This is a genomic window from Streptomyces sp. NPDC102490 (assembly GCF_044765285.1).
Lineage (GTDB): Bacteria > Actinomycetota > Actinomycetes > Streptomycetales > Streptomycetaceae > Streptomyces.
This window is the reverse complement of record NZ_JBIWJU010000013.1, coordinates 96566-108847: the sequence shown is the minus strand read 5'-3', so window position 1 is coordinate 108847 and position 12282 is coordinate 96566. Positions and strand designations below refer to the sequence as shown.

Annotated in this window: 12 protein-coding genes; 9 read left to right on the top strand and 3 right to left on the bottom strand. The window is 72.7% G+C overall.

Annotation, left to right across the window (positions count from 1 at the left end):
- Positions 1-100 precede the first annotated feature (100 nt).
- The 4 genes from ACIRGB_RS28435 (at position 101) to ACIRGB_RS28420 (ending at position 4345) form a co-directional block, all read left to right on the top strand.
- On the top strand, positions 101-745 hold the full coding sequence (locus tag ACIRGB_RS28435) for an RNA polymerase sigma factor (RefSeq protein ID WP_403870949.1): 645 nt from the start codon (positions 101-103) through the stop codon (positions 743-745).
- Positions 746-822: 77 nt separating this feature from the next.
- Positions 823-1626, top strand: coding sequence for a hypothetical protein (locus ACIRGB_RS28430; protein ID WP_403870946.1), 804 nt, complete (start codon positions 823-825; stop codon positions 1624-1626).
- A 158-nt stretch (positions 1627-1784) separates the two neighbouring features.
- Positions 1785-3182 (top strand): MFS transporter, encoded by a 1398-nt coding sequence (locus tag ACIRGB_RS28425; protein WP_403870944.1) that lies wholly within the window; start codon positions 1785-1787, stop codon positions 3180-3182.
- Positions 3179-4345, top strand: coding sequence for an FAD-dependent monooxygenase (locus ACIRGB_RS28420; protein WP_403870941.1), 1167 nt, complete (start codon positions 3179-3181; stop codon positions 4343-4345). The genes ACIRGB_RS28425 and ACIRGB_RS28420 overlap by 4 nt, the downstream gene beginning before the upstream one ends.
- Here the strand turns inward: ACIRGB_RS28420 and ACIRGB_RS28415 are convergent.
- A complete protein-coding gene (locus ACIRGB_RS28415) occupies positions 4299-4547 on the bottom strand; it encodes a DUF397 domain-containing protein (protein WP_403870938.1) in 249 nt (82 codons plus the stop codon). The two genes, ACIRGB_RS28420 and ACIRGB_RS28415, sit on opposite strands and share 47 nt — an antisense overlap.
- Positions 4544-5362 carry a helix-turn-helix domain-containing protein gene (locus ACIRGB_RS28410; RefSeq protein ID WP_403870935.1) on the bottom strand — a complete coding sequence of 273 codons (819 nt, stop codon included), beginning with the start codon at positions 5360-5362 and terminating at the stop codon, positions 4544-4546. The genes ACIRGB_RS28415 and ACIRGB_RS28410 overlap by 4 nt, the downstream gene beginning before the upstream one ends.
- A gap of 145 nt (positions 5363-5507) precedes the next feature.
- Between ACIRGB_RS28410 and ACIRGB_RS28405 the strand changes: the two genes are divergently transcribed.
- Positions 5508-5963: an ATP-binding protein gene (locus tag ACIRGB_RS28405; protein WP_403870932.1), complete on the top strand. Its 456-nt coding sequence runs from the start codon at positions 5508-5510 to the stop codon at positions 5961-5963.
- Here the strand turns inward: ACIRGB_RS28405 and ACIRGB_RS28400 are convergent.
- Entirely contained in the window at positions 5960-7423 is a 1464-nt protein-coding gene (locus ACIRGB_RS28400) for an MFS transporter (RefSeq protein WP_403871381.1), read from the bottom strand. The genes ACIRGB_RS28405 and ACIRGB_RS28400 overlap by 4 nt on opposite strands.
- Before the next feature lie 163 nt (positions 7424-7586).
- Between ACIRGB_RS28400 and ACIRGB_RS28395 the strand changes: the two genes are divergently transcribed.
- The 4 genes from ACIRGB_RS28395 to ACIRGB_RS28380 all read left to right on the top strand — a co-directional run bounded on the left by ACIRGB_RS28395 (position 7587) and on the right by ACIRGB_RS28380 (position 12213).
- Positions 7587-8198: a TetR/AcrR family transcriptional regulator gene (locus ACIRGB_RS28395; RefSeq protein ID WP_403870930.1), complete on the top strand. Its 612-nt coding sequence runs from the start codon at positions 7587-7589 to the stop codon at positions 8196-8198.
- 73 nt (positions 8199-8271) lie between these two features.
- Entirely contained in the window at positions 8272-9618 is a 1347-nt protein-coding gene (locus ACIRGB_RS28390) for an APC family permease (protein WP_403870927.1), read from the top strand.
- Between the two features lie 172 nt (positions 9619-9790).
- A complete protein-coding gene (locus tag ACIRGB_RS28385; RefSeq protein ID WP_403870925.1) occupies positions 9791-10438 on the top strand; it encodes a TetR/AcrR family transcriptional regulator in 648 nt (215 codons plus the stop codon).
- Positions 10439-10581: 143 nt separating this feature from the next.
- Complete coding sequence (locus ACIRGB_RS28380) at positions 10582-12213, top strand: MFS transporter (RefSeq protein WP_403870922.1); 1632 nt, start codon at positions 10582-10584, stop codon at positions 12211-12213.
- Positions 12214-12282 lie beyond the last annotated feature (69 nt).

Genomic DNA, 12282 nt, shown 5'->3' with positions numbered 1-12282 from the left:
GCGGTCGCCGTCGCGGTCGCGGCCGTCTTCGTCGGGCTCGGTGAGTCGTCCGACTTCGTTCCGTGGGAACCTTCGGCCGGGTGCCGGACACGGACGGAGTATGGAACTGAACGACGCTGGTCCCGACGAACCGGTCGGCGGGACGTCCGACCGGGAGCTGTGGGCGAGGGCCGTCGACGGCGATCGCGAGGCGTTCGGCCGGATCTTCGACCGGCACGGGAAGGCCGTCTACAACCACCTGTTCCGGCGGACGGCCGACTGGTCCGAGGCCGAGGACCTCACGTCGACGGTCTTCCTGCACGCCTGGCGACGGCGCTCGGAGACGGTGCTCGACCGCGACTCGGCGCTGCCGTGGCTGCTGGGCATCGCCAACGGCCTGTTGTCGAACACCAGGCGGCGGCTGAGGCGGGCCGAGGCGTTGCTGCACCGGCTCGTCTCGCACGAGGAGTCGGTGGGCGACCACGCGGACCGGGTCGCCGGGCTGGTGGACGACGAGCGCCGTATGTCGGAGATCCACCGGGCGCTGGCCCGGCTGCCGCGGCACGAACGCGAGGTCGTCGAGCTCTGCGTCTGGTCGGGCCTGGACCAGCAGGCGGCCGCCGCGGTGCTGAAGGTGGCGGTCGGGACCGTGAAGTCCCGGCTGCACCGGGCGCGGCGGAGGCTGGGGGCCGACCTCGGCGGAGCCGGGGCCGCGCCGCCGTTCAGTTCCAGGAACCCCGTCAACGCGAAGGAGGTCGCACGATGAAGGACACGCAGGGCGTCCCCGCGGCTCCTTCCGATCGTGATCTGCCGAACCATCGGCGGACCCGAGAGGAACTACTCATGAAGATCGGTCCGCAGCACCACGGGGCTTCGCTGCGACGCAGGTGGGGAGTGCCGCTCGGCGTCGCCACCGGTGTGACGGCGGTGAGCCTCGCGGCCGTGGTCGTCCTGGACGGGACGGGGGACGCCGGGCAGCCCCGGGGCGCCGGTCCCGCGCACAGCGGGGGAGGCCCGGCCGCCGCCACGGCACCGCCGAGTCCCAGCGCGCCGTCCTCGCCCGGCGGGAGGTCGACCGAGGCCGGCTTCACCATCACCGACGCGACGACGACCCCGATCGACGCCGGGACCGTCACCAAGATCCTCTCCTCCTGCCTGGGGTCCGACGCGTCGCGGTACCACCCCGTCGTCGCGGTCCGTACGCCGCTCGCCTCGCCGGACTCGGACGGCGTGGTCGTCGCCGTCGACTCCGCCGGCCAGTACGTGCAGTGCCAGGCGAAGGGCGACAAGGGCACCAGCCCGGACTCCCCGCCCACCTTCATCAACGACCGCCTGTGGGGCACCGGTCGTGTCGTCGAGTACTTCGACTCCATGATGGAGCCCGCCGGTCGGGGGAAGTACCTCATGCTGGGCGCCGGGCACTACTCGTCCGACGTCGCCAAGATCACCATCAGTTACGGTGACGACCCGAAGGAGTACCCGGCCCGCATGGCGGGCGGCGCGTTCGTCTACGGGGCCGCGCTCTCCCCGGACACCCCGCCCGGCCCGCGCTACATGGGCCCGAGCCCCTACGTCCACGCCTACGACGCGTCGGGCAAGGAGATCTACGACCAGGCCGAGGACCCGAAGTTCACCGACGAGCAGTAGGCCGGGTGCCCCACCCCCTACCGCGGTAGCACCGCGGGTTGGCTCCCGGGTATGACGCCCGGTACCCGGCCGTCCCCTCACTCTGCACCTCGCCGCCAGGCACCGCCGAAACCGTGTCGGTGCCTTCCCACGGGCGGCCCATGAAGTGAGGGACGTTCATGACGACAACCCTGGCTCCACCGGTCCCCATCGGGAAGGCCGCTGTCGGGGCGCTCGGCTTACTGGCGCTGTCCACCGGTGCCCTGGAATCGGTGGTGACACCGACGATCCCGCTCCTGGAACGCGAACTGGACATGAGCCAGTCCGAGGGGGCGTTGCTCAGCATCGTCCTCCTGATCACCGGCGCCCTCATCACCCCGCTGGCGGGCAAGTTCGGGGACCGCTACGGCGGGAAGAAGGTGCTGATCCGGCTGATGGCCGTGGTCTCGGTCGGCGGCACGGTGTCCGCCTTGGCGCCGAACCTGCCCGTGCTGCTGCTCGGGCAGGTGTTGCAGGGAGCGATGGTGGGCGCGCTGCCCCTGTCGTTCATCGTGGTCCGCAAGCACCTCCCCGCCGGGGAGTCCAAGGTGGCCATCGGCGTGGTGAGCGGACTTTTCGTCGGCGGGTCGATGGTCGGCATGCTGTCGGCCGGTCCGGTGGCCGAACAGCTCTCCCGGCACTGGATGTTCGCCCTGCCGACGATCGCGGTCGGCGGGGCCACCCTCCTGGTGAACAGGCTGATGCCCGGCGACGTGCCCGGCCGGGCGGACGGTGCCGGGATCGACTGGCCCGGCCTGCTGCTCCTGAGCGGGATGCTGGTCACCCTCATGCTCGTCCTCGCGCTGGCGCCCGAAGCCGCCTCGCAACCGCTCGCGCTCCTCGCCCTCGTCGTGCTGCTGGCCGCCCTCGTCACCGGATGGGTGAGGGTCGAACGGCGCGCCGCCGCACCGATGATCGACCTGCGGATGCTGGCCCGGCCCGCGATCTGGAAGGCGTGCGTGCTGACCTTCGTGATCTGCCTCGGCAGCACGATGGCGGTCTATCTGATCCCGCAACTGCTCGACGAGCGCGGCGACGGCTACGGATTCCGGGCCGACGCCACCGAGATCGGCTTCTTCCTGCTGCCCGGCGCCCTCGCCGCGACGCTGGCCGGGCCGCTCGGCGGGATCGGGGACCGGCGGTTCGGCTCGCGCGCCGTGGTCACCACCGGCGTCGTCCTGATGACCGTCGGCCTGCTCGCCGTGGCGGCCGTCCACACCGAGGTCTGGCACCTCGTCGTCGGCAAGGTGCTGATCGCGCTGGCCAACGGCCTGTGCGTCACCGCGATGATGACCAGCACCGCCACCGCCGTCGACCGGAAGGACACCGGCATCGCCACCAGCCTGATCCTGGTGAGCCGCGTGCTCGGCTCCGCCGTCGGCGGGCAGCTCGGCGGTGCGCTCCTCACCGCCGGAACCCCTGCGGGGTCGGAGGTCGCGGCCGAATCGGCCTACGTCACCGGCTTCGTCGTCGCCGGCGTCGTCGTGTCGCTGGCCCTGTTCGTCACCCGCACCATGAGCAAGGGAGTCACCGCATGACCCGCACCGCACCGAGGCGCACCGTCCTGATCTCCGGGGCCAGCATCGCCGGACCCGCCCTGGCCTTCTGGCTCAACCGCCACGGCTACGAGGTCACCGTGGTGGAGAAGGCCGGCACCCTCCGCCGCGGCGGCTACCCCATCGACGTGCGCGGCGCCGCGCTCGACGTGGTGGAGGAGATGGGGCTCCTGCCGCGGCTGCGGGACGCCCACATCGACCTGCGCCGGCTCACCTTCCTGCACGGGGACGGCAGCGAGGTGGCCTCGCTCCACCCGCACGCCGTGACCGGCGGTGCCACGGGACGGGACCTGGAGATACGGCGCGGCGATCTGACCGACGCGCTGTACGCGGCCGTCCGGGACGACGTGGAGTTCCTGTTCAACGACTCCATCGACACCCTCGACCAGTCCGAGCACGGCGTCGACGTCACCTTCCGCGGCGGCGGCAGCCGCCGGTTCGACCTGGTCTTCGGCGCGGACGGCATGCACTCGCACACCCGGGAGCTGCTGTTCGGCCCCGAGGAGCGGTTCCACCGCTATCTGGGTTACTGCTTCGCCGTGTTCACCCTGCGCAACGCCCTCGGCCTCTCCCACGAGACGGTCATGTGGAACACCCCCGGAAGGGCGGCCGCCCTCTACGCCGTGGGGGACGAGGACGAGGTGCACGCCTTCCTCACCTTCGCCCGGCCCGACCCGCCCTCCGACGCCTTCCGGGACCCGCGGGCCCAACGCGCCCTGCTCGACGCGGCCTTCGCCGACGCCGGGTGGGAGGTGCCGGGCATCCTGGCCGCCCTCCACGACGCGGACGACGTGTTCTTCGACGCGGTCGGCCAGATCCGCATGCCCCGCTGGTCCCAGGGCCGGGTCGCCCTGCTGGGCGACGCCGCGCACGCGCCCTCGTTCCTCACCGGCCAGGGCACCAGCCTCGCCCTCATCGGCGCGTACCACCTCGCCGGTGCGCTGGCCGACCGGGACCACGCCGAGGGCTTCGCCGCCTACGAGCACGCCACGCGGGACTTCGTGACCCAGACCCAGGACCGGGTCGGCGAGGGCGGCGGCACCCTGTTCCCGACCACGGCCGGGGCCCTGGAGCAGCGCAACGAGCGGCTGCGCGGCCTCAGCGCCCGAGGAACCCCGCCCACGCCTCGCGCGACACGCGGATGACGGGGCCGGGCACGGCCTTGGAGTCCCGGACGAGTACGGCTTGCGTGCCCGCGGCTATTTCAAGGCACTGGCCGCCTTCGGTTCCGCTGTAGCTGCTCTTGATCCAGGCGACCTCGACGCAGTCGCCGCCTTCGGCTCCGCTGTAGCTGCTCTTGACCCAGATGAGGCCGGACACGAAAGCCGAGGACTCAGCGGTGTTCATAGCTCTCCCAGCAACCTCTCGATGAACCCCAGTGACTCTCGCGGAGTAAGAGCCTGTGATCGGATGATCCCATAGCGGGCGGCTGCGATCGCCGCCTGTTGAGGGTCGGTCTGGAGGGTGCTGGTTCCCTGCGCCTCCGTATAGGCGAACTTCCTGCCGTCATCTCGGGTGACGACAGTGAACGGCCCGTCCACGCCGGCGCTTTCCTCAGCTGCGAGCGGCATGATCTGAATCTCCACGTTGCGCCGCTGACCCGCCAGCAGCAGATGCTCAAGTTGCCCGCGTTGGATGCCCTTCCCGCCAAGCGGACGCCGTACCACCGACTCGTCCATCACGAAGCTCAGCAGTGGTGCGGGCTGGCGATCGAAGATGCCCTGCCGAGCGAGGCGTGCCACCACCCGTTGTTCGATCGTCTCCTGGTTCAGAGGCGGTCGCCGCATGGCGAGCACCGCCCTCATGTAGTCCTCGGTTTGTAGCAGGCCCTTGACCAACAGAGTGTCGTACGCGAGCAGTTCGATGGCCTCCTTCTCCAGCGTCGCCATCCCCTGGAAGAACACCGGATACTGCGCCCGCTCCACCTGCTCCTTCCACACCGTCAGCAACCCGCCCGCGTCCAGGACCTCGTCCGCCCGCTCGATGGTCCTGGGCGACGGAATGCGCCGTCCCTGTTCGTACGACGCGACCGTGGCCGCCGAGTAGCCGATCCGCCGCCCGAACTCCTCGCGTTCCAGGCCCGCCCGCACCCGCAGCGTCTTCATCGTCTGCCCGAACGCGACGACCACCGGCTGCCCCGACGTGTCCGCACCCTCGCTCATTCCCCACCGCCTCCCTGCCCCAACGCCCCGCACGCGGGCCCGTCACGCCGCGCGCCTCGTACCCGTACCGACACCGCGCGTACAGCGGGCCGCGTCGGTGCGTCACCACTGGTCACGCTACGCGACCGGCGTCACCGTTGTCGGCATGACGAACCAACCCGTCCTCGCCGACGGCACCTTGGGGCGCACGTTCGAGATGCGCTTCACCTCCACCCCGCGCGGCGCCCGCCTCGCGCGCCGACTGGCCGCGCACCGGCTGGACGCCTGGGGCGTCCCGTACGGCACCCGTGCGCACGAGGAGATCGTGCTCGTGCTCGGCGAGTTGACCGCGAACGCCGTGCGGCACGGTCACGTCCCCGGCCGGGACTTCCACCTGCTCCTGCACAGGACCGCGCCCTGCGGCACCGTGCGGATCGAGGTCAGCGGCAGCCGTGGCGAGCGCATGCCGCCGCAGCCGGAGGAGACGCGGGCTCCCGACGACGAGGACACCGGCGGCCGGGGGTTGCTTCTGGTCGCCGCGCTCGCCGAGCGCTGGGGGTGGCACCCGCGGCCCGGGGGGCCGGGCAAGACGGTGTGGGCGGAGTGCGCGTCCCTCGGCTAGGCCCGGTCGGCGCGCGTCCGCAGGAAGAGCGCGGCGACCGCGACTCCGAGGAGGACCAGGGCCGCGTTGACCGCGATGGCGGTCGTGACCCCGTGGTGGACGGCGCCGGCCGTGGCGGCGCCCGCGGTGCCGGCGGTGACCACGGCGGACATGATGGGCGTTCCCATGGTGATGCCGACCTGCTGGGACATCGAGGCCAGCCCGGTGGCCAGGCCCTGTTCCGCGTCCGGCAGCCCGCTGGTGGCCGTGACCATGAAACCGACGATGACGAGCATGTTGCCGACCCCGCCGAAGAAGGTGGCGGGCAGTAGCAGGGCGAGGGACGCGCCGGTGGTCGTGCCGAGGAAGAGCAGCGCCGCGGTGAAGGCCGCCTGGACGAGACCGCCGCCGACGAGCACGGTCACGGTGGACGTTCTGGCGAGCAGGCGGGGGGCGAGCAGGCCGCCGACGACGGTGCCCGCGCCGAGGACGCCGAAGGAGACGCCGGCCGCCAGGGGGGAGAAGCCCAGGGTCTTCTGGAGGTACAGGGTGAGCAGGTAGACCAGCGAGGTCTCGGTGAGGAAGGCGAGCAGGCCCAGCAGGTTGCCCCAGGCCACGGTGCGGCGTCCGAGCGTGGCGAGCGGTACCAGCGGCGCGGCCACCGCGCGCTCGATCAGGACGAACGCGGCCAGGAGGAGCACGCCTGCGGCCAGCCCGCCGAGGGCGTGCGGGTGGGTCCAGCCGTGCTCTCCGGCCTGGGTCATGCCGTAGACGAGACCGAGCAGGCCGAGGGTGACGGTGAGCGCGCCGGGCAGGTCGAGGCGGGGGCGGGTGGCGGGCCGGGACTCCTTGATGACGGCCGGGCCGACGAGCACGACGGCGAGCGCGACGGGCACGTTGACCAGGAACGCCCAGCGCCAGGAGAGCAGGTCGGCCAGGACGCCGCCGAGGATCGCGCCGGTCGTGAAACCGGCCGACATCAGCGCCCCGTTGATGCCGAGCGCCTTCTGCCGCAGGGGGCCTTCGGGGAACGAGGTCGTCAGCAGGGACAGACCTGCCGGGGTGGCGGCGGCGGTGGCCAGGCCCTGGGCGACCCGGGCGGCGAGCAGGGCCTCGGGGCTGGTGGCGAGGCCGCCGAGCAGGGAGGCCAGACCCAGCAGGGCGAGACTGCCGATGAAGATCTTCTTGCGGCCGATCAGGTCGCCGATGCGGCCGAAGAAGAGGGTGAAGCCCGCGGCCGACAGGGCGAACGAGGTGGCCACCCATTGCAGGTCGGCGAGGGAGAAGCCGAGTCCGTCGCCGATCGCGGGCAGTGCGACGTTCAGGATCGAGAAGTCGACGGCCAGCATGAACTGGGCGACCAGCAGGACCGTCAGGAGCAGTTTCGAACGGCCGGTCAGCCGCTGCGGATCGGTCTCGGCGCCGGGCGGGCCGGAGGCCGGGCCCGGACGTGCGGTCGACCGCGGCGCATCTTCTGTCATGGACATGGCGTTCCCCTCGGAGTCACTTACGGATCTGCTGACGAGTCGCTAACGGGTCTGTGGTTCCGTTACGGCTCGGAAGGTAGCACGGTGGGGGCGGTAAGGGAACTGCGGTTCCGATAAGGTGGGTCTTCGCAGTCGGGACAGACGAGAGGGAGCCGTCATGCCGGACACCGCCGCCCCCGGGACCCAGCGCCCCGGAGGCCGCACCGCCCGTATCCGCGAGGCCGTCCTCCGCGTGGCGGGCGACACGCTCGCCGCCGACGGCTTCGACGCGCTGGACCTGGGGGAGGTCGCGCGCCGCGCGGGGGTCGGCAAGACGACGGTCTACCGCCGCTGGGGGAGCCCCGGGGGTCTCGCCGCCGACCTCCTGGCCGACATGGCGGACCAGTCGCTGCCCCGTGCCGACACCGGCACCCTGGAGGAGGACCTCCGGGCGAACGCGCGCCTCGTCGTCAAGACGCTCACCGACCCGCGGCAAGGACGCCTCTTCAAGGCGCTGATCGCGGCCTCCCTCTGCAACGAGCAGGCCGCCGAAGCCCTGCACCGCTTCTACGCCGTACGCGTCGACGAATGGGCCGGCTGCGTGCGGGACGCCGTCGCGCGGGGCGAAGTCCCGGACGGCACCGATCCGCACGGCGTCGTGGCGGCCGTCTCCGCCCCGCTCTACTACGCGCTGCTCAACACCGGCCGGCCCCTCACCGAGGCCGACGCCGACCGGGCGGCACGCGCGGTGGGCACCGCCGCGCGCGCGGGCGTGTGGGTGTCGGAGTGAGCGACGAGTCCTCCGTGCGCGTGGAGGGGGAGGTCAGGGCGTGATTTCCGCCCGGCGGGAAACCTGAGGCGGCATGGCGAGACTCGGAACACCCCAGTCGGCGGACACCCCGGACACCCCGGCGCTCAAGCGGGCGCTGACCACCCCGCTGCTGTACTTCTTCATCCTGGGCGACGTGCTCGGCGCGGGCGTCTACGTGCTGGTCGGGCAGGTGGCCGCCGACGCCGGGGGAGCGGTGTGGGTGCCGCTGGCCGTCGCGCTGCTGCTGGCGATGCTGACCGCCGCCTCCTACGCCGAGCTGGCCACGAAGTACCCGCGGGCGGGCGGCGCCTCCCACTACGCCACCCGCGCCTTCGGACCGTTCGCCGGATTCGTCGCCGGCTTCTGCATGCTCGCCGCCGGCATCGTCTCCGTGGCCGCGCTGGCCCGCGGCTTCGGGGGCGACTACCTGTCCGCCTTCGTGACGCTGCCGGTCGGGCTGGTCGCCGTGCTGTTCCTCGCCCTGCTCGCCCTGGTCAACGCCCGGGGGATCAAGGAGTCGACCCGCGCCAACGTCGTCGCCACCGTCGTGGAGGTCGGCGGCCTCCTCGTCATCGTCGTCCTCGGCGCCTGGCTGCTGCTGCGCGGCGACGGCGACCTGGGCCGCCTCGGGCAGCTCGGCACGCCGGAGAAGGGCGCGGCGGCGGCCGTCCTGAGCGGCTCCGTGCTGGCGTACTACTCCTTCGTCGGCTTCGAGACCTCGGTGAACGTCGCCGAGGAGACCCGCGACCCGCGGCGCTCCTACCCGCGTGCCCTGTTCGGCGCCCTCGTCACCGCGGGCGCCGTGTACGTGCTGGTGGGCCTCGCCGCGTCCGCCGCGGTACCGACGGACCGGCTGGCGGAGTCGAGCGGGCCGCTCCTCGAGGTCGTCGAGGAGGCCGGGGGCGTCCCGACCCGGCTGTTCAGCGCGATCGCCCTCGTCGCCGTGGCCAACGGGGCGCTGCTCACCGGCATCATGTCCTCCCGCCTGGCCTACGGGATGGCCCGGGACGGGCTGCTGCCCGCCGCGCTGACCAGGGTGCTGCCCGGCCGCCGCACCCCGTGGGTCGCGATCGCCGTCACGACCCTGCTGGCGATGCTCCTCGCGCTCACCGGCAGCGTCGCCACCCTGGCGTCCACCCTGGTCCTGCTGCTGCTCATCGTCTTCCTCATGGTCAACACGTCCGTACTCGTCCTGCGGCGCGACGCGGGCGAGGCGGACCACTTCCGCGCCCCGACCGTGCTCCCTGTACTGGGCGCCGCGTCCTGCGTCGCGCTCGCCACGCAGATCGAGGCCCAGGTGTGGCTGCGCGGCCTGCTGACCGTGGCCGTGGGGATGGTCCTGGCCGCGGTCGCGGCCGTCCGGCGCAGCAGGGCCGCGGACCCGGCCGGGCGTAGCTAGGGGTTCACCGTCCCGGCGGGTCCGGCACCGCATCCGGCCAGGGCGAGGCCGACGGCGGGACCGCTCTTCCCGGTGGCGTTCTCGGTGTCCTGCTCGTCGCGCCCCCCGTGCCAGAATGGACGACCACGCTCCCGCCGCCCACCCCCCCCGCACCGTCCCGCCCGAGGTTCCCGTGACCAAGCCCGTCGCCCGTGAGCCGCAGCGCCGCAACGCGCGGTCGAACCGGGCGCGCATCCTGGCCACCGCCCGCCGGGAGCTGGGACGGGACCCGGACACCACCCTGGAGGAGCTGGCCCGCGCCGCCGGTGTCGTACGGCGCACCCTCTTCGGCCACTTCCCGGGGCGCGCGGCGCTCCTGGAGGCCCTCGCCGAGGAGGCGTCCGAGGTGCTGCGTACCGCGATGGCCGACGCGGCCGGACCCGACGAACCGGCCGACCGGGCGCTCGCGCACTTCATGCTGCTGATGTGGCCCGTGGGCGACCGTTACCGCATGCTGCTGGCGCTGGCCCGGCACGATCTGGGCGTGGAGCGGGTGGCCGAGATCCTGGCCCCGGCGCGCGCCGAGGTCACCGCGATCCTGGAGCGCGGCCAGCGGGACGGGGTCTTCCCCGCCCACCTGCCCCCCGCCGTGCTGAGCGCGGGACTCGAAGCGATGGTCGTGGCGCTCCTCGAGCAGGTCAACACCGGAGCCCTGGAGGACGACGGCACCCGGGCCGCCGCCGCGCTTCTCATGGCCGCCGGGGTGCCGGAGGGGCCCGCACGGGCCGTGGTCGAGAGCGTGGGTCCGGCGCAGCCGGCGACATCCCTCCCGGCCGAGTAGGCCACCCCCCCTTTTTTTTGGTCAGTAGGCGCCCCCGGTTGGTGGGCGCCTTATTTGCACGCGCGTGGGCAACAAACTACTCTTTCTCTTGTCTGCTCATCTATGGGCAATTAACTTGCCCCCGCTCGTCTCCGGGAGCCCTCATGCCCCTACTGGCCACCACCCCCGTCGAGAAGATGCCCGGGCCCTACCCCCGGCGCTGGTGGGCTCTGCTGGTGCTCTGCCTGAGCCTGCTGATCGTCGTCATGGCCAACACGTCCCTGATCGTGGCCGCCCCGGACATGACGGCCGACCTGGGTCTGAGCAGCAGCGACTTGCAGTGGGTCATCGACGGCTACACCGTCCCGTACGCCGCGCTGATGCTGGTGCTCGGCGCGATCGGCGACAAGTACAGCCGTCGCGGCGCCCTGGTCACCGGCCTGGTGATCTTCGCGGGCGGTTCGGTGATGGGCAGCCTGGTCCACGAGACGGGGCTGGTCATCGCGGCCCGGGCGGTCATGGGCGTCGGCGCCGCAGTCGTCATGCCGGCCACGCTGTCCCTGCTGGTCGCGGTCTTCCCGAAGGGGGAGCGGGCCCGCGCCATCACGGCCTGGACCGCCACCTCGGGACTGGCCATCGCGGTCGGGCCGCTGGTCGCCGGCTGGCTCCTGGAGAACCACGCCTGGGGCTCGACCTTCCTGGTCAACGTCCCCATAGCGGTCCTCGCCGTGGTCGGCGCGCTGGTCCTCGTACCGCCGTCCCGGGCGGCCGGCATGGGCCGCATCGACTACGTCGGCGGGCTGCTCTCCATCGTCTCCGTCGGCAGCCTGGTCTACGCGACCATCGAGGGCCCGCACTTCGGCTGGGGCGCGGGACCGATCGCCGCGGCCGTCGTCGCCGGGGTCGGCCTGATCGCCTTCGTGGCCTGGGAGCTGCGCCACCCGCACCCCATGCTGGACGTGCGCAGGTTCCTGCTCCGGCCGTTCAGCGGCTCGATGCTGGCGGTGCTGTTCTTCTTCTTCGGCACCTACGGCGCCATCTACTACGCCACGCAGTTCCTGCAGTTCGTGCTCGGCTACGGCGCGCTGGAGACCGGCGTACGGCTGCTGCCGCTGGCCGGTGCCGTGTTCGTCGGCGCCGCGGTGACCGGGCGGCTCACCCCGAAGCTCGGCGTGCGGGCCATGGTCGGCTCCGGCATGGCGATCGGCACCGTCGGTGTCTTCCTGCTGGTCCTGATCGACCAGGGCTCCACCTACGCCGACTTCCTCGCCCCCATGCTGCTGCTCGGCCTCGCCATCGGCCTCAGCGTCTCCCCGGCCACCGACACCATCATGGGCTCCTTCCCGGAGGGCGAACTGGGCGTCGGCGGTGGCGCCAACGACACCGCGCTGGAACTCGGCGGCTCTCTCGGCATCGCCGTCCTGGGCTCCCTGCTCGGCACCGCCTACCGGGACGAACTGGCCGGCCTGGTGGGCGACCGGCTCCCGGCCGCCGCGCTGGACACCGCCCAGGACTCGGTGGGCGGTGGACTGGCCGTCGCCGAACGCCTCGCCGGCAACCCGTCCGCCGGACCCGAGCAGGCGCAGGCCCTCACCGACGCCGTGCACAAGGCCTTCGCCCACGGCGTCTCGACGACCAGCCTCGTCGGCGGCATCATCATGGCGGCCGGCACCCTGATCGTCCTCGCCGTCCTGCCCGGCCGCCGCGCCCGGCAGGCGGCCGAGAACACCGGGGACGACACCGCGGCGAGCGCGGCCCGGGACCAGGACGCCGAGCTGAGCCAGTCCCAGGGCTGAGCCCCTCCCAGGCAGGGTCAGTCCCAGGGCTGAGCCAGTCCCGGGGCTGAGCCACCCCGCCCGCGCCCC